Below are 25,723 nucleotides of genomic sequence, written 5' to 3' on the forward strand. Positions count from 1 at the left end.
CTGTGCGTCCACAGACTCCGCACAGGGGTCAGAGCCCTCTCCTGCGGAGAGGGATCCGACCCTGGCGCTGCAACAGGACGGTTCAATGAGTTACGACATGATGGTGTTCGAGGCCAGCGCCGCCCCGCGTGAAGCGGCGGCCTTCATCGCCTGGTTCGAGAAGCAGACGCAGTGGAACGAGCGCCACGAGTACGACGACCCGGCGGTGAGCAGCCCGGCGCTGCAGGCGTGGTTCGCGGAGATGGCGCAGGAATTCCCGCCGTTGAACGGCCCATTGAGCAACGACGATGACGAACGTGCCGAGGTGACCGAGTACAGCATCGGTAGTCAGGTGATCTACGGCGCGTTCGCCTATTCGGTGGCCGAACGTGCGCACGGCCGCGTGCAGGACCTGGCCGAGAAGCACGGTGTGGGCTTCTTCGACGTGAGCGCTGATGAAGCGGCGATCGTTTTCCCCGATGGCCTGGTACTGATCGCGTAGATCCACGCCATGCGTGGATGAACGCCGAAGCGATCAGGACGCTCTTTTGTAGAGTCGAGCCATGCTCGACTCCATGGCCCATCAGCCGAGCATGGCTCGGCACTGCATTATTGCAGCGCAGTCGAGCATGGCTCGACTCTACAGGGGCGCATCGCGCCCGTTTCAGAACAACGTGCCCTGCACGGTGGGCAGTTCGATGTGCGCCGGTGCTTCGGCCACTGCCTCCGCACCCAGCCGCCAGGCCAGACCACCCAACCGGCTGGCATGGCGCTTCAATGCGGCCTGCAGCACGTCGGCGCTGCCCGCCACATGCAGCACCTGGCGGGCGCGGGTCAGGCCGGTGTAGACCAGTTCGCGCGACAGCACGCGGCTGTCCTGGCGCGGCAGCTGCAACCACACTTCATCGAACTCCGAGCCCTGTGCCTTGTGCACGGTCATCGCGAAGGCGCTTTCGTGCGCGGGCAGTGCGGCCGGGTGGAAGGCGCGTGGCTGGTCGACGCTGTCTCCGGGGAACCAGGCCACCATCGCGCCGCTGCCATCGCGCAGGCAGATACCGATATCGCCGTTGAACAGGCGATGACGGTAGCTGTTCTCGGTTACCAGCAGCAGGCGACCCTGGAAGTAGCCGGGGGTGTTGCCGGCCAGCAGCTGTTCGATGCGGCTGTTGAGCCCGCGCGCGCCCTGCGGGCCTTCGCGCAGTGCGGTCAGCACGCGCAGGCGTCCGGCCTGCTGCAGGGCAAGTACCGGATCGGCGGCGTCGGCCAGCGCGCGCCAGTGGCCCAGCAGGTGCTCGCGCTGGCCACGCAGCGGATCGGCTTCGCCTTCGTGGAAATGCACGCCGGCCAGTTCACCACTGCGCAGCAGCTGCAGCGCGGTGCTGCTGTCGCCCTCGCGCACGGCATGGGCCAGCGGTGCCAGGTACAGCGCATTGCTCTGCCGGTAGCCGCGCTGCAGCTGCACGCGGCGCCCGGCGAAGGCGCGTGGTGCCGCCTGCGGCTGCAGCGTGGCCGGAAGCAGCAGATCATGCAGTGCCTGCGCGTCATCGGCGCGGGAGCCGATGCCATCACCGCTGGCGCGCAGGATCGCACTGAGCACGTCGCCGGCCTCGACCGAGGGCAACTGATCGGGATCGCCGAGCAGGATCAGCCGGGTGCCGCTGGCGATCGCATCGACCAGCTTGGCCATCATCGGCAGATCGATCATCGAGGCTTCGTCGACCACGACCACATCCACCGGCAGCGGATTGTCGGCGTGGTGGCGGAAGCGCGGTGAATCGGGAATCACGCCGAGCAGGCGATGCAGAGTGGTGCCGGTACTGGGCAGCGCCGTGCACAACGCCGGGTCCAGTCCTTGTTCCTGCAGCCGTTGCACGGCGACGCGAAGGCTCTCGGCCATGCGCTCGGCGGCACGCCCGGTGGGAGCGGCCAGCGCCACCTCGGGCAGCGGCTGGCCGACGTGCCGGGCCTGCGCGGCCAGCAGCAGCAACAGGCGCGCGATGGTGGTGGTCTTGCCGGTGCCGGGGCCGCCGGTGACCAACGCCAGCGGATGGCGCAGGGTCACGCCGGCGGCGCGTGCCTGATGATCTTCGCCGCCCAGTGCCTGCGGGAACAGCTGCGCGAACAAAGGCGCCAACGCTGCCATGTCCGGCGCCGGCAGCGGATGCCGGCCGATGCGCTGCAGCCCAGCCGCCAGCTGACGCTCGTACTCGCGATAGCGGCGCAGGTAGAGCAGGCCGTTCTCCAACACCAGCGGCGCATCCTCGGCGATGGCGTCGGCCTGCTCCGGCGTCGCGACCCATGGCGATGCACGCAGCTGTGCCAGCCAGTCCTGTGCGGCAGGCCACTCGGGTACGCCTTCCAGCAGTCGCTGCGGTTGCGCCGGATCGAAACCGGCGTGGCCCTGCGACACCGCCAGCGAGGCGAGTGCGGCCGCCACTGCCACGCTGTCCGGGGTGTCCTCCCGCAAGCGTTGCAGGCTGGTCGCCAGTGCGTGATCGAGAGTGCGCAGCTGGCCGTTGCGATACAGCTCCTGCAGCAGGCTCATGCGCTGGCTCCGCGGGCACGTGCGGCCAGTTCGGCCTGGGCCTGTTCGCCACCGGCGAACAATGCATCCAGCGCATCCACCAGCGCCAGCGGGAAGCGGTCCACATGCACGCCGTTGCCGGCAGCATCCAGGCCGCGACAGAACAGGTAGCGGATGCCGCCCATGTCGCGCTCGTAGTCATAGGCCGCGCCCAGGCGGAAACGCAGCCAGCGATGCAGGGCCACGGTGTAGATCAGCGCCTGCAGGTCGTACTCGCTGTGGCGCATGGCAATGGCCAGCAGGTCCGGGCTGTAACCAGGCAGGCGGTTGGACTTGTAGTCGAGCACGTACCAGCGCCCATCGCGCACATAGGTCAGGTCGATCATGCCGGTCATCAGCCCTTCCAACCGGCGGCGCTGGCCGAAGCCGCGTCGCGTGCTGGAAACACCGTGCGCATGCAGCACCTGCAGCAGCGCCGGCACCGTGGTCGGCTCGATGGCGAAATGGAAGTCGATTTCCGCGCGGCGCTCGCCTTCACCCAGGCTGTGCAGCGCACCGCCTTCGGGCAGCGGCACGGTGAGCGTGTGGCCGACCAGCGGCACCAGTACGGACACGCCATCATCCAGATCGACGTCAGCATATCCTTCGTCGTGCAGTGCCTTGCGCAGTACCTCGGCCTGTCCCTCAGGGGCTTGCAGACCTGGCTGCCAATCACCCCATGCGGCGAAGTCGACGTTCTCCATCGCTTCGTGCAGCACGTTGCCGAAGCGACTGCCCATGAAGCGCGGGTCGATCGGTGTGCTGTCTTCGGCCGCCGCGGCGGGTTCCGGCAACGCCGGTTCCAGTGGCAGTTCCGGGCCAGCGGGTTCGTCGGCAGCGGGCGCCGGCAGCTCGGTGGCGGCGGCTTCGATATCACTGCCCGCGCCGGCATCGGCGTGGGCCAGCTGGGTGAAGCTGTACACCCACCAGTCGTGCGGGACGCGCCGGGTCAGGGCACGCACCGCCGGAAGGTCGCCTTCCACTTCGGCCGCCAGCTGCGGCAGCGCGGCCGCTGCCTCACTGTCATCGATGTGCACATCGGCGTGCGCGCGCAGCGCCTGCAGGTCACCCAGCAGCGACGCCAGCCGCGTCTTGCCGAGCCCGGCCAGATCACCCACGGCGATCCACAGCGCATGCTCGGCACGGGTCAGTCCCACATACAGCAGGCGCGCATCCTCGGCGCGCTGCTCGCGCTCACGTTGGTTGCTGGCCGCTTCCCAGGCTTCGTCCTTGTCCAGCTTCCAGTGCAGCTGGCGCTGGCCATCCACATGCACCGTGCAGTGCGACGACGTGTTCGGTGCGCCGCCGTCGATGCCGACGAACGGCAGGAACACCAGCGGGTACTCCAGGCCCTTGCTCTTGTGCAGGGTGATGATCTGTACCCGGCGCGCATCCGATTCCAGGCGCAGCAGCTGTTGCTCGTCATCCTGATCGGCGCTGGCCATCTGCCCCTGCAGCCAATCCAGCAGGCCGTGCATGCCCAGCGCCTGCGCCGAGGCTTCCTGCAGCAGTTCGCCCAGCTGCAGGTAATTGGTCAGGCGGCGCTCGCCGTCGATCAGCGCCAGCAGGCGTTCGCCCTGTGCGGCACAGACATCGGCGATCACCGCGAACGGTCCGCCGCGCTGCCAGCGCTCGCGCCAGTGCAGCAGCTGTGCCTGGAACTCGCGTTGCAGGTCGCCCTCGCGCTCCATCGCCGCGATCGCGCTGGCGCGTTGACCGAGCAGGACAGTGGCCAACGCTGCACGCAGGCGGCCTTCGTCAGCCGGTTGCAGCAGCGCCAGCAGCAGCGCACGAAGATCGCGCGCTTCAGCGGTGGCGAACAGGCTCTGCTTGCCGGCTGCCACCGCGGGAATGCCGACCGCCGCCAGCGCGCGCTGCACCAGCGTGGCCTCGCGATGCGAGCGCACCAGCACCGCGATATCACCGGGTTGAACCGGGCGCCCACGCAACACGGCATTGCCCGCACGCGCCTCGACCAGGATCTGGTGAATCGCAGCCACGCAGGCCTGGGTCGCGGCATCACGCGAGGCGTCCGCACTCATCGCCTTGTCACCGCCACTGCGCAGCACGCGCAGGGTGAGTGCCGTGGCGGCATGGCCATCACGCTGGTAGTCCTCGTCGATGCGCACGCCACCGGGGCGCACCGGCTCGAACTGGATGTCGCGTTCGAGGAAGGCGTCTTCGCCACCGTTGTCGTACAGCGCCTGCAACGCACGCAGCACAGCCGGTCGCGAGCGGAAGTTCTGGTCCAGCACCGGCGCCTGCTGTGCCACCTGCTTGGCCTTCAGGTAGGTGTGGATATCACCGCCGCGGAAGCCGTAGATCGCCTGCTTGGGGTCGCCGATCAGGAACAGCGCCGGTGGCAGGCCGAGTTCACGCACCTCCGGCGAATCGCCGAACACGGTGTGGAAGATGCCCCACTGGCGATCGTCGGTGTCCTGGAACTCATCGACCAGCGCGATGCGGTACTGCGCACGCAGTTGTTTCACCAGCGTCAACCGTTGCGGGCCTTCCAGTGCCAACGCCACGCCATCGATCAGGTCGTCGTAGGTCTGTACCCGGCGCGTGCGCTTCAGCGCCTGCAGGCGCTGCGTGGCTTCGGCGCGAAGCGTGTGCAGGAAATTCAGCGCGGTACCACGCAACCAGGCATCGCGTTCGGCCAGCAGCGCGACATAGCGCGCCAACGGCGCCTGCAATGGCGACGATGGCGTGCGATCGGGGAATTTCTTGTTGGTCTTGTCGGCCAGCACCTCCGGCAGCAGTGCCGGCAGGCGCTCGCTGGCCAGCATCTCGCGCGGGTCGCCGCGCTCAGCCCAGGCCAGCAGCTGTCGGCCCAGCGGGTGCAGCCAGCCCAGCTTGTAGGACACGCCGTTGATCCACTTGTTGTCGACGGCATCGCAGAGGTCGATGAAGAACTGCTCGCCATGCTCGCGAAGCGCCTGCTGCAGTTCGGCGGCGGTGGCCTGCAAGGCCGGGTGTGGATCAGCCAGCGTCACCGGCTGTGGCAACGGGTGCAGGGGCGGCGTGCCCAGCAGCGCGCGCAGATCGGCGGCCAGCGCGTCCGGGTTGGACCACAGCCAGGTCAGCGGCTCCAATGTGGCCGGGTCATTGGCATGCACGCGCCACAGATCAGCGGCCAGCTCCTCCAACAGTTCACGATCGCTGGCCAGCAGTTCCGGCGGATCAAAGGTATGGCCGCTTTCCAGTGCATGCTCGCGCAGCACGCGGGTGCAGAAGCCATGGATGGTGAAGATGGACGCCAGATCGATCTCGTCGGCAGCCACCTGCAGGCGGCGTTTCAGTGCGACCGCGCTCTCGGTTCCGCCCTGTAGATGGCGCTGCAGTACCTCGCGGGTCAACCGCAGGTCTGGCGCTTCACCCTCGGCCGGTTCCAGATCGACCAGGCGCGCGGCCAGCGCCAGGCGCTCGCGGATGCGCTTGCGCAGTTCCTGGGTGGCGGCATCGGTGAAGGTCACTGCCAGGATCTGGCCGATACGCAGGCCCTGCTCCACCACCAGGCGGGTGAACAGCGTGGCCAGGGTGAAGGTCTTGCCGGTGCCTGCGCTGGCTTCAATCAGGCGGATGCCGTCCAGCGGCAGGGCCAGGTAGGGATCGCCCGCCATACGCTGGGTTTCCTGATCAGCGATGGCGGTGTTCATGCGTTGCCCTCCTGGCGTGTTTCGGTACCGAGAGTGCGGCCTTCGCGCACCGCGCTGAAGACCACCTGGCTGTTGCGCAGCAGCTCGGTATAGCTGGCATCGGTGGCAAACGGGTCGGCACCGCGCAGCAGCAGCTGCCAGGCGTCGCTGCTGGATTCACCCCAACTGCGGTCGCTGCCATGCCACTGCTTCCAGCCTTCGCTACGCTGTTTTTCTGCTGGCGCGTTGTACAGCACCCAACCGGTATACGGGGCAAAGCGCAGCGGCTCACGCAGGCCGCGCTGGCGCAATTGCAGCAGCGCGTGCAGCGCGGCGCGTGCAGCGGGGGCGCTCAGTGCTGGCAGCACATGCGGGCCGGGCCCGGCGTCACCGCCATCGTGGAACTGCACCAGCGGCAACGCATCGCCGGCGGCGTTGGCCAGCAGCCAGTCCAGGCCCTGGCGGATCACTGCATTGCCATTGAGGGTACCGGCGCGCAGGCGCACCAGGCCCTCGGGATGCCGATCGGCCACGCGGCCATGCAGGCGCACGCCGTCGATGTCCACTTCGTAGCGACGGCTTTCCAGCGGTTCGCCTTGCATCCAGCCCAGCAACGCACTGGCATACGGGCGCGTCTTCAACTGCTCCCCCTCGAACTGGCGCTCGCCCAATGGGCCGGACGGCAGCAGGCCGCGCGCGCGCAGCCGCGGGTACAACGGCTCGGTATCGCCGCTGAGCGTGGCACGCACCACCGCCGCCTGCACGCTGCGCTTTTCCGGGCCGCGCGATGACAGCACCAGCGGTTCCAGGTCATCGACCTCCTCGACATCGTCGGCCAGGCGCAGGCCCAGCGACTGTGCGAGGAACTGTCCGGCCGGGTCGCACAGGAAACGGCGCAGGGTATCGAGTGCGACGTCGTCCTCCACCGCATCGTCGAGCGGCGGTGGCAGCGGTGCGTCGAACCACGGCTGCAGTCCACCGCGCTGGCCAGTGAGGCGACCGGCCGCCGGATGCCACTGGCGGCGATAGCTGAAGCGGCGGGGGTCGCCGTCACCGAACGCGGCGGGCGAGAACGGCTGCAAGGCATGGCGCACGGTGAAGTCGCGGACCGCCGCAGGCGGATCGAGGTGATACGCGGCGGCGGCATCGATCAGTTCACTGACCAGCACCGACGGCTCGCGCACGCTGCCATCGCGCGGATCGGCACCGAGGTAGCTGAGGTAGAACACCTCCTGCGCGGCGGCGAACAGCTGCAGGAACAGGAAACGGTCGTCTTCGCGGGTGGAGCGGTCGCCCGGTCGGCGGCGCGGCGTGTCCAGTTCGGCGGTGAGCTGGTTGAGACCGGCCGCCGGGTCACGGCGCGGGAAATCGCCATCATTGAGGCCCAGCACGCAGATCACCCGGAATGGCAGCAGTCGCATCGGCACCATGCGGCCGAAACTGATGCCACCGGTCAGCAGCGGTGCGCGCGTATCGGCCTCGCCCAGCGCACCGGCGAAGTGCGCACGTACCACCTCCGGCGGCACGCCTTCCGCGAAGCCGGCCTTGGCAGCATCCTCGGCGAACTGGTTGAGCAGCTTGCGCAGGCGCTCCAGCGCGCGCTGGCTGTTGGGCGAGCTGGGCGCGGTGGGCAGCAGTGCATCCAGCAACGACAGCAGGCGCTGTCGCCATTGCGCCGGGGTCAGCAGCTCACCGAGGCGACGCTGGTAGACCGCCAGCACGCGCAACAGGCGCAGCAGCCGGTCCAGCGCGTCCAGCGCGCCGCCTTCCAGTTCGATCCACGGTGCGACACCCGCCAGGTCGGCCTCGCTGCCGGTGGCATGGCCGAGCACCAGGCGATCCAGCGCGAACTGCCAGGTGTAGGCGTCGTCGGCCGGCGCCTGGTGCTGGTGGCGGTGCTTCGCATCCAGGCCCCAGCGTGCACCGGCCTGCTGCAGCCAGCCATGCAGGCGGTCGAAGTCCACCGCTTCCAGCCCGGCCGCTTCGGCCAGCGGCGCGCTGGCCAGCAGGTCCAGCACTTCATTCAGGCCAAAGCGCGAGACCGGCAGGCCCAGCAGGTGCACGAACACATCAGCCAGCGGTTCACCGGCCAGCGGGCTGCTGTCGGCCAGCGCATAGGGGATGTGCTCCTCCTCGCCACCACGGCCGCCGAACACCGCTTCCAGGTACGGCACGTAGGGATCGATGTCCGGCGCCAGCACCGCGATCTCGCGCGCCTGCAGCGGCGGGTCGAAGCGCGGGTCCTGCAGCAGGCTGCGCAGCTGGTCGTGCAGCACCTGCAACTCGCGCAGGCGGGTGTGGCAGGCGTGCACCTGCAGGCTGGGGTCGTCGCTGCGAAGCCCGTCACGCAGCTCACCCGAGGGCAGTGCGCGGCGGTGGAACAGGTCACGCTGCAGGCGATGCAGCAGGCTGTCGGACAGGCCGCCTTCGTCCAGGGTCGGCCGGGTGTCGTCCTCCGGATCGGAATAGGCCGCAATCTCGCCGGCCGGGTGCACCACCTCGTAGCTGCCCAGCACCGCCATGAAGTCGCGCCCGGCCGCGCCCCAGGCTTCCAGCAGGCGGTTCTCGCCGGCTGCTTCGCCGAAGGGATCGGGCGCGCCGCTGCGCAGGCGCTCGGCCAGGGTCTGCAGGTCACCCCAGTACGACTGCACCGGGGTGGGCATATAGAAGTGCAGCTCGCCCACCCGCGCCTGGGTGGCCATCACCCGCAGCACGTCGGGCGAGATGTTGAGCGTCGCGAACGCAGACATGCGCGGCGGCAAGCCCTGTGGCAACGGCTGGCCGGCCCCTTCGAAACGGTCCAGGTATTCCTGGATGCGGCGCGCGCGATAGTCGTGGCCGTGGGTGATGGTGCGCCACAGGATCGCCTGCGGATCGGCCGGATCGGCACCGGCCGCCCAGCGCAGCAGCCAATCGCGGCGCCAGGCCTGGTACTTCTCGAACACCGAGGCCAGCTCGCCGGCCAGCGCCCACGGCTTCAATGCGTCATCGCCGGCAAGATAGGACTGCAGCGCACGCATCGGTGGCTGCGCCAGCAACGCCGGGTCGCGCAGGGCCTGGTACAGCTTCCAGTGCAGGCCGGCCGCGTCCAGGTCATCCTGCTCGCCGCTGACGTTGGCCTTCAGTGCGCGGGCCACGAACTCGCCCGGGGTCAGGAATTCGAGGTTGGCGGCGACACCGAATTCCGCAGCCAGTGTCGCTTGCAGCCAGCGCCGCATCGCCACCTGCGGGATCAGCACCACTTCCGGTGCCAGCAGCGGCTGGCCAGGAACGGGCGCGCGCACGTTGCGTGCCAGCAGCGCGGCCAGCACGTCCAGGGAATTGGAATGGTAGAGGCGGAAATCGCTGCCTGGGTCACTCATCATGCACAGTGTGCAGGACGGCAGGCAGTATTCAATGGTTGGCCCGCCAGCGGTACGGATTGTTCCGGGATGCCGGCCGATTGTCCCGGCCTGCGCCAGGACGTGTCGTGCAACAATACTGCACCGTCCAGTCTGCTTATGTTCAGCCGGCTGGCCCGATCCTTCGATGTCTAAAAAACGTTAATGGTGCCCATGTCGGCTTCCTCCTCCAGTCTGGTGCAGTTATCCAACGTCCGCATCGACCGGAGCGGGCGCACGATCCTGCGCGACGTGTCGCTGCAGGTGCCCAAGGGCAGCATCACCGCCGTGCTCGGTCCGTCCGGCAGCGGCAAGTCGACCCTGCTGGCGGCGCTGACCGGCGAACTGCGCCCGGTCGCTGGCGAGGTCACCCTGTTCGGCAAGCCGATCCCGCATGACAGCACCGCGCTGCTTGAAATGCGCAAGAGCGTGGGCGTGCTGCTGCAGGGCAATGGGCTGCTGACCGACCTGACCGTGGCGGAGAACGTCGCGCTGCCGCTGCGTACGCACACCCGCCTGCCGGCCGCCGTGCTGCGCCGGCTGGTGCAGATGAAGCTGCATGCGGTGGGCCTGCTGGCCGCCGCCGACGCCTGGCCGCGCGAGCTGTCCGGTGGCATGGCGCGCCGCGTGGCGCTGGCCCGTGCACTGGCACTGGACCCGCCGCTGATGATCTACGACGAGCCGCTGACCGGGCTGGACCCGATCGCCTCCGGCGTGATCATGAGCCTGATCCAGCGCCTCAACCACAGCCTGGGCCTGACCAGCATCATCGTCAGCCACCACGTGCACGAGACCCTGCCGATCTGCGACCAGGTGATCGCGATCGCCAATGGCGGCATCGTGTTCCAGGGCACGCCCGAGGCGCTGCAGTCCAGCCAGGACCCGCTGCTGCGGCAGTTCCTGCACGGCCAGCCCGATGGCCCCATCCCGTTCGATGCCGCGCCGCGCGCGAGGGTCGCCTGATGCCGTTCGTCCAAGCCACCCGCTCGCTGGGTCGCGCCGGCCTGTTCTCGCTGACCGTGCTGCGCGGTTCGCTGCCGACCCGTGATTTCCTGGCCGAGCTGACCCGCGAGATCTACAAGATCGGTGCGCGCTCGCTGCCGATCATCGCCGTCGGCGGTGCCTTCGTCGGCCTGGTGCTGACCCTGCAGGGCTACCGCACGCTGACCACCTTCGGTGCGGCCGACGCGCTGTCGACCCTGCTCGGGCTGTCGCTGTACCGCGAGCTGGCGCCGGTGCTGACCGCGCTGCTGTTCATCGGCCGCGCCGGCAGTTCGATCGCCGCCGAGCTGGGCCTGATGCGTGCCACCGACCAGATCAAGGCGCTTGAGCTGATGGCGATCGACCCGGTGGCCAAGGCGGTGGCGCCGCGCTTCTGGGCGGCGGTGCTGACCGTGCCGCTGCTGACCGGCATCTTCTGTTCGCTGGCGATCAGTGCCAGCTACTTCGAAGCGGTGCACGTGCTGGGCCTGGACAACGGCGTGTTCTGGTCGGCGCTGCGCAACAGCGTGGACTTCTGGGACGACTTCGGCGTGGCAATGCTGAAGTCGGCGATCTTCGGCGGCACTGCCGCGCTGGTTGCCGCCTATGTGGGTTTCCACGCCGAGCCCACCATTGAAGGCACTTCGGTGGCGACCACCCGTGCGGTGGTCAATGCTTCGCTGCTGGTGCTGATGTTCAACTTCGTGCTGTCGGCAATGTTGTTCACCTAACCCCTCCACCGGCGGTGCGCAGGCGCGCGCGGCCACAACGACTCGATCAGGTAATCCACATGGCCATCCGCGGTCCCAGACTCGAATTTTCCGTCGGCGCCTTCCTGCTGCTGGCCCTGGCCTCGCTGATGGTGCTGGCCGTGGCCTCGACCAACCAGCGCTGGAGCTGGGGCAGCGAAGGCTACGAGCTGAAGGCACGCTTCTCCCAGGTCGGCCAGCTGCGCAAGCAGGCGCCGGTGAAGATCGGCGGCGTCACTGTCGGCCAGGTCGCCGCGATCGACCTGGACCCGGTGAAGTTCGAGTCCATCGTCACCCTGCGCATGGACAACAAGGTCAAGGACCTGCCGGCGGATACCTCGGCCGGCATCTTCACCAGTGGTTTGCTCGGCGAGAGCTATATCGGTCTGCAGCCGGGCGGTGATCCGGACGTGCTGAAGGCCGGCGACGAGATCGTCTTCACCCAGCCGGCGGTGGACCTGATCCAGCTGGTCGGCAAGTACATGTTCAGTGGCGGCGCCGGTGGCGGCGCTGCTCAGAAGCCCAACGATGGCGCGCAGGCGCCTGCAACGGAACCGCAACCATGAAGATGAAACTGATCCCGGCCCTGCTCGCCTCGGCGCTGCTGGCAGCCACTCCGTTCCTTGCCCAGGCCCAGGCCGCCGCTCCCGCCGCTGCCGCGACGCAGGGCCAGGCCGGCAAGGTGGTGATCGATGCCAGCAGCCGCATCCTGTCCACGCTGCAGCAGCGCAAGAGCGAGTTCACCAGCAACCCGGCCAGCCTGCGCAGCTACATCGACAGCGAGCTGACCCGCACCTTCGACCGCGACTACGCCGCGCGCCTGGTGCTGGGCCCGCACGCCCGTGGCGCCTCCGACGCCGACATCAAGCTGTTCGCCGATGCCATGGCCGACAGCCTGATGCAGCGCTACGGCTCCACCCTGCTCAACATCCAGGGCAAGCCGAGCTTCCGCCTGAAGGGTGAAAGCCCGCTGCCGGGCAACCGCGGCGTGCGCGTAAGCACCGAGCTGGTCCGCGCCGGCAACGAGCCGACCCCGGTCGAGTACTGGATGCGCAACGTGAACGGCCAGTGGAAGATCTTCGACGTCAACATCGAAGGCATTTCCTACGTGCAGACCTTCCGCAACCAGTTCGACACCCCGCTGCGCCAGAAGGGCATCAAGCAGGTGGCCAACGAACTGCACAGCGGCAGCATGCAGGCCGGGCCCGCGGGCAATGGCAAGTAACGCACTGGCGCTGCTGGAAGGCGACACCCTGCGCCTGCGCGGGGTGCTCGACCGTGCCGCGGTGATCGCACTGTGGCCGCAGCTGCAGGCCCTGCCGGCAAAGCTGTCACGGCTGGAGCTGGGTGAGGTCGAACGCGTGGACAGCGCCGGCCTGGCGCTGCTGGCCGAGCTGGCCGCACGTGCGCGCAAGAGCGGTCACCCGCTGGCAGTCTCCGGCGCGCCGGCCGGCTACAACGAGCTGAGCGCAGCCTACCGGCTGTCGCCCGACCTGGATTTCAACGCTACTTCTGCTGCGAGCTGACATGAACGTCGTACGCACTTTCCCCCTGATCGTCCTGGCCACCGCCCTGACCGCCTGCGCCGGCAAGCCCGCACGCAGCGATGCGCCCGCAGCCAGCACCGTGGTCCCGGCCAGCACCATCGCCGAGGCCTCTGCCGCCACCGCCGATACCGCTACGGTCGATGCCGCACCGGCAACAGCCGTGGTTGCCGCACCTGCGCCGGCCACGCCGCCATCCGCACCGGCCCGCAGCGCCGACACCGATGCGGCCAGGGCCGCGGCGGCGACCGCCCCCGGTGGTGACGACGACTTCGATGCCCTCTACGGCGGTGCCGGCAACACTGGCAGCGCGGCAGCCTACGATCCGTGGGAACCGTTCAACCGCAAGGTGCACACGTTCAACAACGCGGTTGACCGTGGCATCGCCCGCCCGCTGGCCACGGCTTACACCCACGTGGTGCCGCGCTTCGCCCGCACCGGCGTCAGCAACTTCTTCAGCAACCTGCGCGCACCGGTGACGATCACCAACCAGCTGCTGCAGGGCCGCGGTGCCGATGCGTGGGACAGCCTCGGCCGCTTCCTGATGAACAGCACGCTGGGTATCGGCGGCCTGTTCGATCCGGCCAGCAAGGCGATGGTGCCGCGTCGCAATGAGGACTTCGGCCAGACCCTGGGTGCCTGGGGCTGGCGTCGTTCGCGTTACGTGGAACTGCCGTTCTTCGGCCCTCGCACCGTGCGCGATGTGTTCGGCCTGGCCGGTGACATTCCGCTGTCGCCGATCCGCCGCATCGAAGAGGACAAGATCCGCATCGGCCTGCAGGGCCTGCAGCTGGTCGATACCCGCGCGCAGCTGCTGGCAATCGACGACCTGCGTGACACCGCCGTGGACGAGTACTCGCTGGTACGCGATGCGTGGATGCAGCGCCGCAACTACCAGATCGAGAACGATCTGCGCAGCAAGCGCGACCGTGGCCACGACGATGCCAATTCGCCGATCCCGGTCGATGCGATGCCGATGCCGCAGTGGACGCACTGAGTCCGGTCTGCAGCGCATGAAAAACCCCGCCTCGGCGGGGTTTTTCTTTTCCGGTAGGTGCCAACCTTGGTTGGCACGCTTTCCTCAGGCTGCCAGCGCTGCCTCGATGGCCTCGCGCAGGCGCGCGTCATCGGCAGCCACGTCCGGCGCGAAACGCGCGATGACCTTGCCGTCGCGGCCAACCAGGAACTTCTCGAAGTTCCACAGCACCGCCGGTGCTGCGTGGATCGGGATCTCCTTGCTGGCCAGGCGCTCACGCAGCGGGCCTTCGCCGATCGACTGCGGCTGGGCGGCGGTCAGCTGCTGGTACAGCGGATGGGTATCGTCACCGGCCACGCTGATCTTGGAGAACATCGGGAAGCTGACGTCGTAGGTGAGCTGGCAGAACTGCTGGATCTCCGCCTCGCTGCCCGGCTCCTGGCCGAGGAAGTTGTTGGCGGGGAAGCCCAGTACTTCCAGACCCTGCGCGTGCTTTTCCGCATACAGCGCCTGCAGGCCTTCGTACTGCGGGGTCAGGCCGCACTTGGAGGCGACGTTGACCAGCAGCAGTACCTTGCCCTGGTAGTCGGCAAGCGAGGACGGCTGGCCGTCGATGGTGGTGAGGGAAATGTCCTGGATCGGGGTGCTCACGCGGGGGCTCCGGCAACAGCGGGGAATGGCCCACCAGCATAGCGCCGCGCGATGGCGGTAGTGCCGGCCGCTGGCCGGCAATCGTGCGACTGTTCGCAAGGGTTCATGCGGTTGCCGGCCAGCGGCCGGCACTACGATCAGTCCACGCAGATCGTGCCCTGCGCCTTGCCGTCATCAATGCGCTGGCGGCAGCCGAAGTTCTGGCGCACATCGCGCTGGCAGGTACCGGTAGCGGCGCTGCCAGCGGCCACCTCGGGACCGGCCAGGCACTGGCCCGTGCAGTCGCTTTTGCGGCTGCAGGCCTTGCCGGCATCGGCATAGGGAATCACGCACTGCTCGCGCTGCAGCCGGCCGAGCCGCTGCAGGCTGCCACCGGCGGCCTGGCAGTCGACGTCGCGCGCTTCGCGATACGCCTCGGCCGCTTCAGGGCTGGTGGCTGCGGCAGGTGCCGCGGTCGTATCGGCAGCCGGTGGTGCGCTGCTGCAGGCGGCAAGCAGCGCGGTCAGGACAAGGCTGGTGAAGCGGCGCAGGCGCATGACGATACCTGATCGAGGCGGACAGGCCGCCAGCATACGCATCGGCGATGCAGGCGGCGTGTCAGCGTGGCTCAGGCCTCGTCGCCGTCACTGCCTTCCTCTGCTGGCAGCGCGTCCGGCAGCAACTGGCGGCTCTGCTCAACCGGCAGCGACTCGACATCCCTCAGCTTGCGGGCGATCGCGCGGGTGCGCACCCCGGTCTGGTCGATCTGCTTGCTGGCCTGGTCCAGCTTGGCCTTCACGTTGTCCAGTACATCACCGAACTTGCCGAACTCGGTCTTCACCGCACCCAGCAGGCTCCACACCTCGCTGGACCGCTTCTCGATGGCCAGCGTGCGGAAGCCCATCTGCAGGCTGTTGAGCAGTGCGGTGATCGTGGTCGGCCCGGCCACCACCACGCGGTGGTCGCGCTGCAGCAGATCGACCAGGCCGGGGCGCCGGATCACCTCGGCATACAGGCCTTCGGTAGGCAGGAACATCACCGCGAAGTCGGTGGTGTGCGGCGGCACGATGTACTTCTCGCAGATCGACTTGGCCTGCACCTTCACCGCACGCTCCAGCTGCGCACCCTGCACGCGTACCAGTTCGGCATCACCCTGCTCCTGTGCGTCCAGCAGGCGCTCGTAGTCTTCGCGTGGGAACTTGGAGTCGATCGGCAGCCACACCGGCGTGTCATCGCTGCTGCGACCCGGCAGGCGCACGGCGATGTCGACCATTTCGCCACTATCCGGGCGTACCTTCACCCCGCGCGCGTACTGCTCCTGGATCAGGGTCTGCTCGAGGATGTTCTCCAGCTGTACTTCACCCCAGCTGCCGCGCGTCTTGACGTTGGTCAGCACGCGCTTGAGGTCACCCACGCCGGTGGCCAGCTGCTGCATCTCGCCGAGGCCGCGCTGCACCTGCTCCAGGCGCTCCGAGACCAGTTTGAAGGACTGGCCAAGGCGTGTTTCCAGGGTGGACTGCAACTTCTCATCCACCGTCACGCGCATCTGTTCCAGCTTCTGCGCATTGTCGCTCTGCAGCGCGCGCAGCTGCTCTTCCAGCGTCGTGCGCATCTCGGCGATGCGCTGCTCGTTGCGCTGGGTCAGTTCCTGCAGGCGCAGGCCAAGGCTTTCAGTCAGGCGCTGCTGCGACTGCGCGCCCTCCTCGCGGCCCTTGCGTGCATCGTCCACCAGGGTCTGCCGCAGCGCGCCGAGCTGGGTATCGGTACGCCCGGTGAGCTCCTGCAGCTGCTGGCCAAACGCATGGATGCGGGCTTCCTGCTGCTGGCCGAAGGTCTCCAGCTGGCCGCGCAGCTCCTGCAGCCGCTGTCCCATCAACGCCGCGCCGCGCTGCTGGCTCTCGGCCGCTTCGGCGCGCGCCTTGCGGGCATCTTCGCCCAGCGCTTCGCGCAGCAGGTCCAGGCGCTGGTCGGTGCGGGTGGACAGATCGGTCAGCGCGCGGGCGAAGCCATCGAGCTGTTCGCGCAGCTCGCTGCGCCCGGCCCGCGCCTCCTCGCGCACCGCCTGTTCCAGGCGGTCATGCGGCGGGCGGCGCAGCAGGGCGACCAGCTGCAGGATGAGCACGGCCAATAGAAGGCCGCCAATGAGCAGATATTCGGTTTGCATGGGGCAAGTGTAGGCTGGCCGAGTCTCAACTGCTGCGTCAGGACCATGGTCGTCCTCTACGGAAAGCCCACCTCCATCAATGTGCGTAAAGTGCTGTGGCTGTGCGCGGGGCTGGATCTGCCCCTGCACCACGAACCGGCCCCCTCGCCGGACCTGCTGGCCACGCTGAACCCCAACCGGCAGGTGCCGGTGCTGCGTGATGGCGACTTCGTGCTGTGGGAATCCAACAGCATCTGCCGCTACCTGGCCGCACGCGCCGGTCGCGAGGATCTGCTGCCACATGCAGCAAAGGACCGGGCCCGGGTGGAGCAGTGGATGGACTGGCAGGCCAGCGACCTCAACAGCGCATGGCGCCATGTGTTCATGGCACGCGTGCGCCAGCATCCGGACTATCCGGATGACGCCCGTGCCGAGGCCAGCCTGGCGCAGTGGAACCGGCTGATGGGCGTCCTTGATGCACAGCTGGCCACTACCGACGGCTACGTGGCGGGCAACACCTTCACTCTGGCCGACATCGTGCTCGGGCTGTCGACCCAACGCTGGTGCAGCACGCCGGGCAGCAAGCCGGTACTGGCACACGTAGATGCCTGGTTCGAACGCCTGCGCCAGCAGCCCGGTTTCGCCGAGTACGTCGACAACGGTGTGGCCTGAGCAGTGGCTTCCGCAGCTGTTGGCAGGTGTCGACCTTGGTCGACACGGCTGATCCACGCCATGCGTGGATGAAGCGCTGTAGAGCCGGGCGCAGGCTCGGCTCCACAGGAAAAACCGGGCCTTACCAGCCTTCCAGCACGATCTTGCCCTTGGCGCGGTGGCTCTCCAGCAGCGCGTGGGCACGCCGCAGGTTGGCCGCGTCGATGCGCCCGAAATGCTCGCCCAGGGTGGTCTGCAGCACGCCTGTGTCGATCAGCTCGGCCACTCGGTTCAACAGGTCATGCTGGCGCTGCATGTCGGCGGTCTTGTACAGCGGCCGGGTGAACATCGACTCCCAGTGCAGTGACAACGCCTTGCGCTTGAGCGCCATCACGTCGACCTGGCCGGGATCATCGATCAGCCCCAGCTGGCCCTGCGGCGCCAGCAGTTCCACGATCTGCGCGTAGTGCTGGTCGGAGTGGGTCAGGCTGGCCACGTGCTGCACCTCGCTGATGCCGAGCCGCGCCAGGCCCTCGGCCAGCGGCAGGCTGTGGTCGATCACATGGTGTGCGCCCATTGCGTACGCCCAGTCCTGGGTATCCGGACGCGAGGCGGTGCCGATCACCGTCAGTTTCGTCAGCTTCCGCGCCAGCTGCACCAGGATCGAACCGACACCGCCGGCAGCGCCGATCACCAGCAGGGTCTGGCCTTCGCCACCGCCCTCGGGGATGCGCAGGCGGTCGAACAGCAGTTCCCAGGCGGTGATCGCGGTCAGTGGCAGCGCGGCGGCGGCGGCATCGTCGAGGCTGGCCGGCTTGCGGCCGACGCTGCGTTCGTCCACCAGCTGGTACTCGGCGTTGCTGCCCGGGCGATCGATGACGCCGGCGTAGTAGACCGCATCGCCGGGCTGGAACAGGGTCACCTCGCTGCCCACCGCGTCGACGATGCCGACCGCATCCCAGCCCAGCACGCGCGGGCCATCGGTGGCCACGCCCCGACGGACCTTGGTGTCGACCGGGTTCACCGCCACCGCACGTACCGCCACGCGCAGGTCACGCGGGCCGGGCAGCGGCAGCTCCAGTTCGATGTCGATCAGGGCCTGGGCATCATCGATCGGCAGGCCGGCTTGGGTGTAGGCAATGGCGCGCATGGTAGCGGTCCAGTGGGGAAGGAGGCGACAGGTTGCGCCGCACGCGCTCCCGCAGAAAGGCGCAGAATCGGGCAGCACTTTCACTCTGGCAATGAAGATGATCCGCTTCGACGATCTGCAGCTGTTCGTCCGCACTGCCGCACTGGGCAGCTTCTCGCAGGCAGCGCGCGAGGCCGACCTGCTGCCCGGGCAGGTCGCCGCGGCGGTGGCGCGGCTGGAACGCGAGCTGGACCTGCGCCTGTTCGTGCGCACCACCCGCAGCCTGCGCCTCACCGGCGAGGGTGCGCTGTACCTGCCGTATGCGCAGGAGGTACTGGCCACCCTGCGCGAGGGCCAGGCGCGCGTGCAGGGCGAGGACACCGAGCTGCACGGCACCCTGCAGCTGTCGGCGCCCTCGGACCTCGGCCGCAACCTGCTGCTGCCCTGGCTGAGCGCCTTCCGCGCCGCGCACCCGCGGCTGCGCCTGCACCTGCGCCTGTCCGACGAGGTGGCCGATGTATTCCGCGACCCGGTCGACGTGGCCATCCGCATCGGCCACTTCGACGACGCCAGCTACGTCGCCCTGCCGCTGCTGGAAGGCAATCGACGCGTGCTGGCCGCCTCGCCCGGCTACCTGCAGCGGCGTGGCACGCCCACCCGCCTGGAGGATCTGCGCGAGCACGATTGCCTGGTCTATCAACTCAACGGCCGCGCCTACGATCGCTGGTCATTCGAGGTCGACGGGCGTCGCAGCGTGATTCCGGTGCGCGGTCCGCTGGTCTGCGACGACGCCGATGTAGTGCGACGCTGGGCCGTGGCCGGCGAAGGCATCACTTACAAGTCCTGGCTGGACCTGCGCGAGGACGTGCTGGCCGGGCGCCTGCAGCTGCTGCTCGATGGTGTTGGCAGCAGCATCCCGCTGCAGCTGGTATGTCCGCACCGCAAGCAGTTCTCGCCCGCGGTACGGCAACTGCATGCGCAGCTGCGCCAGCACCTGCAACCGCTGCTGTCTGGCATGCCCACTGGCCTCACCCGCCCCCTGTCGCCAACGGCGGCACTGGCCGACAATGGCGGCCCCCCGTAACAAGAGAACGCCGCCATGCCGTGGATGGGCATCCAGGACCTGTGGACGTTTCTGGTCGCTGTGCTGGTGTTTCTCGCCCTGCCCGGCCCCGGCACCTTCACGCTGCTGACCGCCACAGGCCGTGGCGGCGTGCGTGGTGGCTATACCGCGCTGGCCGGCCTGCTGGTCGGCGATCAGATCCTGATGTGGCTGGCGTTGGCGGGCGTGGCGGCGCTGCTCAAGGCCAACCCGCTGGTGTTCCACGCGGTGCAGTACCTGGGTGCGGCCTACCTGGTATGGGTCGGCATCAGCCTGCTGCGCACGCCGAAGCACGAGGGCGGCGACGCCGGCCCGATCCGCATGCAGCCGGGGCGCTACTTCCAGCAGGCGATCCTGGTCAGTCTGCTCAACCCGAAGGCGATCCTGTTCTACATGGCCTTCCTGCCGTTGTTCATCGATCCGAAGGCACACCAGGGCATCGCTACCTTCGCGGCCCTGGCCGGCATCATCCTGGTGGTCAGCATCGCCTACTGCTCGATGCTGATCGGCGTGGGCAACCTGGCCCGTCGCCGCCTGATCCAGCATCCGCGCATCAGCGATGCGCTGCGCCGGGTGGCCGGCCTGTTCCTTGTCGGGTTCGGCATCCGGTTGGGGTTGAACGGATGAAACCCTGGCCGACGGCGATGGGCGCCCTGCTGCTTCTGGCCAACACGACCGCCCCGGCGGCCACCGCACAGGATCATCGCTGCCTGAGCGGCGGCCGCAATGACGGCATCCATCTGGAATGGCGTTGGCTGGATGACGGCCAGGCCGACGTTCGCTATGCCGGGCAGCGCGAACGCCTGCTGCTGCGCCGGGTTTCAATGGAGACCACGGTGCTGGCCGAAGATCGCCCGTACCAGTTCGACAGCGTCTGGGAAGAACGCATCGACGGACGCCTCAACGGCCGCTACCTGCTGAGCACGCAGGGCGCGCTGGTGCTGGACCTGAGCTACGAGCGTAGCCGCGACGGACGTCGCACCACCTTCCACGATGACGTCGAGGCCTGGCAGGAAGACGGCTGCCGCTGGCCCGGCAAGGTGGCCGAGTGAGCACCATGGACGACGACACCCTGCTGGAGCGCAGCTGGGAATATCGGGAGGAGACGCTGTACCGGCGGTTGTTCGGCGATACCGGGCCGGGGATCTATCCGATCGACATGGATCTGCTGCGCAACGTCTTCAAGCAGGACCAGATCGACCCGCGCTGGCTGCATGTCGGCGTCAATGCCTGCCCTCCGCACGGTGATCGAACGCACTGGATCTATGTCAGCTCCGACCTGTCCAACCCCTGGGAAGGGCGGCACGAAGATGGCGATTCGGGGTTGGGCATCGAACTGATGCTTGAGACGCAGGAAGAAGCGACCTGGGCACTGACCACCTTGCGCTGGTTCACCGCGTACCACCTGCTGCTGTGCCACTCACGCATGCCCGGCAATCCGTTGGCGCCATGGGACCGGCTGAAGCTGGGGGGGCCGGTGGATCACGCAGGGAGCATGCTGCAGGCGGCCGTCTTCGTTCCGTCACTGCATTTTCCTGGACCCCAGCAACTGCCATCGGGACGATTCGACTTCCTGCAGCTGCTGCCATTGACCCTGGACGAGCATGCGTTCGGCCGCGCCCAGGGCTTCGAAGTGCTGGTGGCCCAGTTGAGAACCCAAGGTGCGGCGCCAGTGGTTGATCCGCAGCGGGTCAGCATCGATCTGGCCCCTGCTCTCACGCTTCAAGCGCCTCCCGGCTCGCCTTGAGGGATCGAATCATTTCGAATCCTGCCAGCATTTGTGCCGATTCCGGCAGAATGCTCGGAGTGCAGCCGCGCCGGTGACGCATCTGACCCTCGCATGACCCCCGTCAGTGGTAATGCTGCGCTGCGTTCGGTCACACTCGGGAACTTGTCGTTCTTAGTCACCCCTTCCGAGGCCTGCATGTCCCTGTTCCGGCGCAAGTCCCTAGATTCCGTCACCGTCCACGAAGCCGGCAGGCGCCTGATCCCGACGCTCAGCTGGCCGCACCTGATCGCGCTGGGTATTGGCGCCATCGTCGGTACCGGCATCTACACGCTGATCGGCGTCGGTGCCAACCTGGCCGGCCCGGCCGTGCTGATCTCCTTCGCCATCGCCGGTGCGGTCTGCGCCTGCGCGGCACTGTCCTACGCCGAGCTGTCGACGATGATGCCGGCCGCCGGCAGTGCCTACACCTACAGCTACAGCGCGCTGGGCGAGGTGTTCGCCTGGGTGGTGGGCTGGAGCCTGATCCTGGAGTACTCACTGGTGGTGAGTACCGTGGCGGTGGGCTGGTCCGGCTACTTCGTCGGCTTCCTCGAATGGGTCCACACCCAGTTCGGCTGGAACGTGCACCTGCCAGCGTGGCTCGCAGCCGGCCCGCACGTGGAAGGCGGCATGATCAACCTCCCGGCGATCGTCATCACCTGGCTGGTGGCCGGCATGCTGATGGCCGGCACCAAGGAAAGCGCCACCCTCAATGCCATCCTGGTGGTGTTCAAGCTGATCGCGCTGGCCATCTTCGTGGCCGTGGCCCTGCCCGCCTTCGACAGCGCCAACCTGCAGCCGTTCATGCCGTATGGCTTTGCCAAGTCGATGGGCCCTGATGGCGTCGAACACGGCGTAATGGCGGCGGCAGCGATCATCTTCTTCGCCTTCTACGGCTTCGATGCGATCTCCACCGCCGCCGAGGAAACCAAGAACCCCGGCCGCGACCTGTCGATCGGCATCATCGGTTCGATGATCGGCTGCACCATCGTCTACGTGCTGGTGGCGCTGGCCGCGGTCGGTGCGATGAGCTACGCGGTGTTCGGCCACAGCGCCGAGCCGCTGGCCCTGATCATGCGCCAGCTGGGCCATCCGACCGCGGCGATGGTGATCGGCGTGATCGCGATCATCGCGCTGCCGACGGTGCTGCTGGCCTTCCTGTACGGCCAGAGCCGCATCTTCTTCGTGATGAGCCGCGATGGCCTGCTGCCGCGTGGCCTGTCCAAGGTCAACGCACGCACCGGCACGCCGGTGGCGACCACGCTGTTCACCGCGGTAGTGGTGTCGGCGCTGGCCGGCGTGGCCCGCCTGGATGAGATCGCCGCCCTGGCCAATGCCGGCACCCTGGCCGCGTTCACCGCCGTGGGCATCTGCCTGGTGGTGCTGCGCCTGCGCGAGCCGAACCGCGAACGTACCTTCCGTACCCCGCTGGCCTTCGTGGTCGGTCCGCTGGCCGCGCTGGGCTGCATCTACCTGTTCCTCAGCCTGCCGCACAGCACCCAGCTGTACTTCCTGCTGTGGAACCTGGCCGGCCTGGTGCTGTACTTCCTGTACAGCCGCCGCCACGCGCTGATCGCGAAATAACCGGATTCACCGGTAGTGCCGGCCGCTGGCCGGCACCTCGCATCCTGTTGATACGGCCAGTGCCGGCCAGCGGCCGGCACTACCGCCGGGCGGTCAACCGCCCTGCTTCGCAGCGTAGTCCTGCGCCTGGCGCATCACGCGCAGCAGGTTGCCGCCCCAGATGCCGGCAATCTGCTTCTCGGTATAGCCCTTGCGCAGCAGCCACGCGGTGATCTTCGGCAGCTGGCTGACATCGGGCAGGTCGCTCAGGCCACCGCCGCCATCCCAGTCCAGGCCGATGCCCACGTGCTCGGGGCCGACCACCTTGAGGATGTGCTCGAAGTGGGCGAAGAAGTCGTCGAGGCTGGCATGGCGCACCGGGTGCTCGTGGTCCAGCGCCTGCTCGGCCTTCAGCAGGGTAACGCCCTGTTCGATGCCCATGCCTTCCCAGCCACCCAGCTGCTTGCTCAGCGCTTCCTCGGCCTGCTTGCGCTCGGGCGTCTTTGCGGTGTCGATCAGGTAGCCACCATAGGCGTTCACCTGGATCACACCGCCGGCCTTGGCCAGCTTGCGCAGGCGCGCGTCATCCAGATTGCGCGGATGGTCGTAGACCGCCTTGGCCGAGCTGTGCGAGAGCACGAACGGCACCGGCATCATCGCCAGCAGGTCGTCGAACACCGCGTCGGACGCATGCGACTGGTCGATCACGATGCCCAGCTTCACCGCCTGCCGCACCAGATCCTTGCCGGCCGGGCTCAGGCCTTTCCACTCCGCACCCTTGGGGTCGGTGGCCGAATCGGCGAACTCGTTGTTGGCGAAGTGCACGGTGCTGAGCAGGCGCAGGCCGGCGCGGTGGTAGAACGACAGCAGGCTCGGGTCTTCCACCAGCGGGCTGGCGTTTTCCATGCTGATGTAGACCACGCGCTTGCCGGCGGCCTTGATCCGCGCCGCGTCATCGGCGGTCAATGCCAGCGCGAAGCGCTCGGGGTTGGCCGCCAGCATTTCGCGGATCTCCAGCAGCCGCTGCAGGCCATGGTCACGCTCGGCGAGGTGCGCGGCGGGGCTGCGGTCGCCCTGATCGGTGTAGATCGCCCAGAAACCGCCGTCCAGCGCACCTTCGACCATGCGCGGGTAGTCGACCTGCGAAAGCGCGTTGCGGTCGTGACGCTGCTCGATGTCGAAGCCGCTGCGACCGAAGTTGGCCGGCGTATCCAGATGGCTGTCGAGGGTGACCAGGCGCTGTTGCAGCGCTTTGGCACGGGCCAGCTCCTGCGCGCTGAACTCGATGGCGTGGGCGGACAGTGGCGCGCACAGCGCCAGGGCAAGCACGACGGACAGGTGGCTCAACGATGGCATGGGCTCTCACCGGCAATGGGAAGAGCCCGACCATAGCGCTGCGGACCGCGGATTTGTAGAGTCGAACTGTGCTCGACTGATCAGGCACCGCGAGTCGAGCATCGCTCGACTCTACATCTGGAAATCAGTCCACCACGCGGCAGAACACGGCCTTGAGGTAACGCGATTCCTGCACGTGGGCCATGAACGGATGATCCGGGCCGGCGCCGGCCACCTTCAGGATCTGGATCGTGCGGCCGGAGAAATAGGCCGCGCGGCGCAGCATGTCGAGGAACTGGTCCTCGGCCACCAGGCCGGTGCAGGAGAACGTGGCGAACAGGCCGCCCGGCTTCACCACGCCCAGCGCCAGCTTGTTCATGTCCAGGTACTTCTTCAGCGCAGTGATGACCTGGTCGCGGTCGCGGGTCATCTTCGCAGGGTCCAGGATCACCACGTCGTACTGCTCACCGCGGTTGGCGGCGTCGCGCAGCCACGGGAAGATGTCGGACTGGACGAACTTCGGGCGCACGTTGTTCAGGCGCGAATTGCCCTTGGCGATCTGGATGACGTCTTCATCGATGTCGATGCCGACCACTTCAGTGGCACCACGCGCCGCCGCGTACACGGCGAAACCGCCGGTGTTGCAGCACAGGTCGAGCACGCTCTTGCCTTCCACCTGCTGGCTCAGCCACTCGCGGTTCTCGCGCTGGTCGGCAAAGAAGCCGGTCTTGTGCGCACCGGCCGGGTCAGCGCGGAACTTGATGCCGTACTCGGTGATCACCGCCGCTTCGGTGGTGGTGTTGCCGTGGAAGTCGAAGCTTTCCTGCTTCTGCACGTGCTCGTCGGCGAAGCTGTGGAAGCGGCAGCCCGGGAACTGCTCGCGCAGGGCGTCGTAGATCCACTCGCGGTGGCGGAACATGCCGGCGGCGAAGAATTCGACCACCACCAGATCGCCGTAGCGGTCCACCACCAGGCCGGACAAGCCATCGCCCTCGCTGTGCACCACGCGCCAGGCGTCGGACACCGCGTCGAGCTTCAGCACCTCACGGCGCAGCGACACCGCCTGGGCGATCTTGCGCGAGAACCAGCCAGCATCGACCGGCACGTTCTGGTCGGTTTCGAGGATGCGCACGGCAATGCGCGAGTGCCCGTTGTAGAACCCGCGACCAATGAACTCGCCGTCGATGCCGACCACGTCGACGATGGAACCGGGCTTGGGCCGGACGGTCGGCTTCTCGACCAGTTTCTGGAAGATCCACGGGTGGCTGGAACGCCACGCATTCTTGAGGCGGACAATCGGAAGGGGGGTATTCATCCACCTATTGTAGCCGGGGGGCGCTTTCGTAGAGTCGAGCTGGCGCGACGGGCGTTGCTGAACGGCCCGGGCAAGGCGTGCCAACCAAGGTTGGCATCTACCAGGGCGGGGGCCCCGGCCGCCCGGCATTTGACGGCAGCCCGGCCAGGCCGCAGAATCGGCGCCAGAAGGGGAGTAGCTCCCAGACGTTGTCGCCGTCATTTCGAGCCCGCAGGCTCCGGTGCAACGGCAGTTCCAGCCGACTGGAACTGCGAGCGAGACCTTCGCCGTACTGGCG

22 protein-coding genes are annotated in these 25,723 nt (G+C 68.0%); 13 read left to right on the forward strand and 9 right to left on the reverse strand.

The window, feature by feature from the left end; translation table 11 throughout:
* Positions 1–85: 85 nt before the first annotated feature.
* Positions 86–481, forward strand: coding sequence for a hypothetical protein (locus ACSYS9_RS24135; protein ID WP_071228684.1), 396 nt, complete (start codon positions 86–88; stop codon positions 479–481).
* 162 nt (positions 482–643) lie between these two features.
* Here ACSYS9_RS24135 and recD read toward each other — a convergent pair whose 3' ends face one another.
* The 3 genes from recD to recC are packed head-to-tail and all read right to left on the reverse strand — an operon-like array spanning position 644 to position 9,545.
* Positions 644–2,524, reverse strand: a complete 1,881-nt coding sequence (recD, locus tag ACSYS9_RS24140; RefSeq protein WP_071228683.1) for an exodeoxyribonuclease V subunit alpha — start codon at positions 2,522–2,524, stop codon at positions 644–646.
* Entirely contained in the window at positions 2,521–6,201 is a 3,681-nt protein-coding gene (gene recB / locus ACSYS9_RS24145) for an exodeoxyribonuclease V subunit beta (RefSeq protein WP_071228682.1), read from the reverse strand. The genes recD and recB overlap by 4 nt, the downstream gene beginning before the upstream one ends.
* Positions 6,198–9,545 carry an exodeoxyribonuclease V subunit gamma gene (gene recC, locus ACSYS9_RS24150; RefSeq protein WP_071228681.1) on the reverse strand — a complete coding sequence of 1,116 codons (3,348 nt, stop codon included), beginning with the start codon at positions 9,543–9,545 and terminating at the stop codon, positions 6,198–6,200. The genes recB and recC overlap by 4 nt, the downstream gene beginning before the upstream one ends.
* A 189-nt stretch (positions 9,546–9,734) precedes the next feature.
* Here recC and ACSYS9_RS24155 point away from each other — a divergent pair, with 189 nt between their 5' ends.
* From ACSYS9_RS24155 to ACSYS9_RS24180, 6 genes are read left to right on the forward strand one after another with little or no spacing between them, the layout of a single operon-like run.
* On the forward strand, positions 9,735–10,523 hold the full coding sequence (locus tag ACSYS9_RS24155; RefSeq protein WP_071228693.1) for an ABC transporter ATP-binding protein: 789 nt from the start codon (positions 9,735–9,737) through the stop codon (positions 10,521–10,523).
* Positions 10,523–11,272 (forward strand): MlaE family lipid ABC transporter permease subunit, encoded by a 750-nt coding sequence (locus ACSYS9_RS24160; RefSeq protein WP_005414955.1) that lies wholly within the window; start codon positions 10,523–10,525, stop codon positions 11,270–11,272. The genes ACSYS9_RS24155 and ACSYS9_RS24160 overlap by 1 nt, the downstream gene beginning before the upstream one ends.
* Positions 11,273–11,331: 59 nt before the next feature.
* Positions 11,332–11,856 (forward strand): outer membrane lipid asymmetry maintenance protein MlaD, encoded by a 525-nt coding sequence (mlaD, locus tag ACSYS9_RS24165; RefSeq protein ID WP_071228680.1) that lies wholly within the window; start codon positions 11,332–11,334, stop codon positions 11,854–11,856.
* Entirely contained in the window at positions 11,853–12,515 is a 663-nt protein-coding gene (locus ACSYS9_RS24170) for an MlaC/ttg2D family ABC transporter substrate-binding protein (RefSeq protein ID WP_071228679.1), read from the forward strand. The genes mlaD and ACSYS9_RS24170 overlap by 4 nt, the downstream gene beginning before the upstream one ends.
* On the forward strand, positions 12,505–12,816 hold the full coding sequence (locus ACSYS9_RS24175; RefSeq protein ID WP_032128488.1) for an STAS domain-containing protein: 312 nt from the start codon (positions 12,505–12,507) through the stop codon (positions 12,814–12,816). Before ACSYS9_RS24170 ends, ACSYS9_RS24175 begins: the two co-directional genes overlap by 11 nt.
* Position 12,817: 1 nt before the next feature.
* A complete protein-coding gene (locus ACSYS9_RS24180; RefSeq protein ID WP_071228678.1) occupies positions 12,818–13,831 on the forward strand; it encodes an MlaA family lipoprotein in 1,014 nt (337 codons plus the stop codon).
* Between the two features lie 84 nt (positions 13,832–13,915).
* Here ACSYS9_RS24180 and ACSYS9_RS24185 read toward each other — a convergent pair whose 3' ends face one another.
* The 3 genes from ACSYS9_RS24185 to rmuC all read right to left on the reverse strand — a co-directional run bounded on the left by ACSYS9_RS24185 (position 13,916) and on the right by rmuC (position 16,604).
* Entirely contained in the window at positions 13,916–14,461 is a 546-nt protein-coding gene (locus ACSYS9_RS24185; RefSeq protein ID WP_010487473.1) for a glutathione peroxidase, read from the reverse strand.
* A 137-nt stretch (positions 14,462–14,598) separates the two neighbouring features.
* Complete coding sequence (locus ACSYS9_RS24190; protein ID WP_071228677.1) at positions 14,599–14,997, reverse strand: hypothetical protein; 399 nt, start codon at positions 14,995–14,997, stop codon at positions 14,599–14,601.
* Between the two features lie 71 nt (positions 14,998–15,068).
* Positions 15,069–16,604 carry a DNA recombination protein RmuC gene (gene rmuC, locus ACSYS9_RS24195; protein ID WP_049400349.1) on the reverse strand — a complete coding sequence of 512 codons (1,536 nt, stop codon included), beginning with the start codon at positions 16,602–16,604 and terminating at the stop codon, positions 15,069–15,071.
* 45 nt (positions 16,605–16,649) lie between these two features.
* On the opposite strand from rmuC, the gene ACSYS9_RS24200 reads away from it, so the two are divergent.
* The gene (locus ACSYS9_RS24200; protein WP_071228676.1) at positions 16,650–17,255 is read left to right on the forward strand and encodes a glutathione S-transferase family protein; all 606 of its coding nucleotides are present in this window, start codon (positions 16,650–16,652) and stop codon (positions 17,253–17,255) included.
* Positions 17,256–17,376: 121 nt separating this feature from the next.
* Here ACSYS9_RS24200 and ACSYS9_RS24205 read toward each other — a convergent pair whose 3' ends face one another.
* The gene (locus ACSYS9_RS24205) at positions 17,377–18,384 is read right to left on the reverse strand and encodes a zinc-binding alcohol dehydrogenase family protein (protein WP_049400347.1); all 1,008 of its coding nucleotides are present in this window, start codon (positions 18,382–18,384) and stop codon (positions 17,377–17,379) included.
* A 91-nt stretch (positions 18,385–18,475) separates the two neighbouring features.
* Here ACSYS9_RS24205 and ACSYS9_RS24210 point away from each other — a divergent pair, with 91 nt between their 5' ends.
* From ACSYS9_RS24210 to ACSYS9_RS24230, 5 genes are all read left to right on the forward strand, one after another.
* Positions 18,476–19,447, forward strand: a complete 972-nt coding sequence (locus ACSYS9_RS24210; protein ID WP_032128494.1) for a LysR family transcriptional regulator — start codon at positions 18,476–18,478, stop codon at positions 19,445–19,447.
* A 15-nt stretch (positions 19,448–19,462) separates the two neighbouring features.
* Positions 19,463–20,092, forward strand: coding sequence for a leucine efflux protein LeuE (leuE, locus tag ACSYS9_RS24215; protein ID WP_005411716.1), 630 nt, complete (start codon positions 19,463–19,465; stop codon positions 20,090–20,092).
* Entirely contained in the window at positions 20,089–20,517 is a 429-nt protein-coding gene (locus tag ACSYS9_RS24220) for a hypothetical protein (protein WP_071228675.1), read from the forward strand. Before leuE ends, ACSYS9_RS24220 begins: the two co-directional genes overlap by 4 nt.
* Positions 20,518–20,522: 5 nt before the next feature.
* Complete coding sequence (locus ACSYS9_RS24225; protein ID WP_256201316.1) at positions 20,523–21,212, forward strand: suppressor of fused domain protein; 690 nt, start codon at positions 20,523–20,525, stop codon at positions 21,210–21,212.
* Positions 21,213–21,389: 177 nt separating this feature from the next.
* Entirely contained in the window at positions 21,390–22,817 is a 1,428-nt protein-coding gene (locus ACSYS9_RS24230) for an amino acid permease (RefSeq protein ID WP_032128498.1), read from the forward strand.
* Between the two features lie 93 nt (positions 22,818–22,910).
* On the opposite strand, the gene ACSYS9_RS24235 is transcribed toward ACSYS9_RS24230, so the two are convergent.
* Both ACSYS9_RS24235 and ACSYS9_RS24240 read right to left on the reverse strand, forming a co-directional pair.
* Positions 22,911–24,152 carry a dipeptidase gene (locus ACSYS9_RS24235; protein ID WP_071228673.1) on the reverse strand — a complete coding sequence of 414 codons (1,242 nt, stop codon included), beginning with the start codon at positions 24,150–24,152 and terminating at the stop codon, positions 22,911–22,913.
* A 124-nt stretch (positions 24,153–24,276) separates the two neighbouring features.
* Positions 24,277–25,446, reverse strand: coding sequence for a class I SAM-dependent rRNA methyltransferase (locus ACSYS9_RS24240; RefSeq protein ID WP_032128500.1), 1,170 nt, complete (start codon positions 25,444–25,446; stop codon positions 24,277–24,279).
* Between the last annotated feature and the right edge of the window lie 277 nt (positions 25,447–25,723).

This window comes from Stenotrophomonas sp. STK17_22 (assembly GCF_051983905.1).
In the GTDB taxonomy this organism is placed as follows: domain Bacteria; phylum Pseudomonadota; class Gammaproteobacteria; order Xanthomonadales; family Xanthomonadaceae; genus Stenotrophomonas; species Stenotrophomonas maltophilia_A.

Excerpts from the sequence above, each read along its gene's own strand:
- ACSYS9_RS24135 (WP_071228684.1), top strand. The coding sequence starts at position 86 with ATGAGTTACGACATGATGGTGTTCGAGGCCAGCGCCGCCCCGCGTGAA.
- recD (WP_071228683.1), bottom strand. The coding sequence starts at position 2,524 with ATGAGCCTGCTGCAGGAGCTGTATCGCAACGGCCAGCTGCGCACTCTC.
- recB (WP_071228682.1), bottom strand. The coding sequence starts at position 6,201 with ATGAACACCGCCATCGCTGATCAGGAAACCCAGCGTATGGCGGGCGAT.
- recC (WP_071228681.1), bottom strand. The coding sequence starts at position 9,545 with ATGATGAGTGACCCAGGCAGCGATTTCCGCCTCTACCATTCCAATTCC.
- ACSYS9_RS24155 (WP_071228693.1), top strand. The coding sequence starts at position 9,735 with ATGTCGGCTTCCTCCTCCAGTCTGGTGCAGTTATCCAACGTCCGCATC.
- ACSYS9_RS24160 (WP_005414955.1), top strand. The coding sequence starts at position 10,523 with ATGCCGTTCGTCCAAGCCACCCGCTCGCTGGGTCGCGCCGGCCTGTTC.
- mlaD (WP_071228680.1), top strand. The coding sequence starts at position 11,332 with ATGGCCATCCGCGGTCCCAGACTCGAATTTTCCGTCGGCGCCTTCCTG.
- ACSYS9_RS24170 (WP_071228679.1), top strand. The coding sequence starts at position 11,853 with ATGAAGATGAAACTGATCCCGGCCCTGCTCGCCTCGGCGCTGCTGGCA.
- ACSYS9_RS24175 (WP_032128488.1), top strand. The coding sequence starts at position 12,505 with ATGGCAAGTAACGCACTGGCGCTGCTGGAAGGCGACACCCTGCGCCTG.
- ACSYS9_RS24180 (WP_071228678.1), top strand. The coding sequence starts at position 12,818 with ATGAACGTCGTACGCACTTTCCCCCTGATCGTCCTGGCCACCGCCCTG.
- ACSYS9_RS24190 (WP_071228677.1), bottom strand. The coding sequence starts at position 14,997 with ATGCGCCTGCGCCGCTTCACCAGCCTTGTCCTGACCGCGCTGCTTGCC.
- rmuC (WP_049400349.1), bottom strand. The coding sequence starts at position 16,604 with ATGCAAACCGAATATCTGCTCATTGGCGGCCTTCTATTGGCCGTGCTC.
- ACSYS9_RS24200 (WP_071228676.1), top strand. The coding sequence starts at position 16,650 with ATGGTCGTCCTCTACGGAAAGCCCACCTCCATCAATGTGCGTAAAGTG.
- ACSYS9_RS24205 (WP_049400347.1), bottom strand. The coding sequence starts at position 18,384 with ATGCGCGCCATTGCCTACACCCAAGCCGGCCTGCCGATCGATGATGCC.
- ACSYS9_RS24210 (WP_032128494.1), top strand. The coding sequence starts at position 18,476 with ATGAAGATGATCCGCTTCGACGATCTGCAGCTGTTCGTCCGCACTGCC.
- leuE (WP_005411716.1), top strand. The coding sequence starts at position 19,463 with ATGCCGTGGATGGGCATCCAGGACCTGTGGACGTTTCTGGTCGCTGTG.
- ACSYS9_RS24220 (WP_071228675.1), top strand. The coding sequence starts at position 20,089 with ATGAAACCCTGGCCGACGGCGATGGGCGCCCTGCTGCTTCTGGCCAAC.
- ACSYS9_RS24225 (WP_256201316.1), top strand. The coding sequence starts at position 20,523 with ATGGACGACGACACCCTGCTGGAGCGCAGCTGGGAATATCGGGAGGAG.
- ACSYS9_RS24230 (WP_032128498.1), top strand. The coding sequence starts at position 21,390 with ATGTCCCTGTTCCGGCGCAAGTCCCTAGATTCCGTCACCGTCCACGAA.
- ACSYS9_RS24235 (WP_071228673.1), bottom strand. The coding sequence starts at position 24,152 with ATGCCATCGTTGAGCCACCTGTCCGTCGTGCTTGCCCTGGCGCTGTGC.
- ACSYS9_RS24240 (WP_032128500.1), bottom strand. The coding sequence starts at position 25,446 with ATGAATACCCCCCTTCCGATTGTCCGCCTCAAGAATGCGTGGCGTTCC.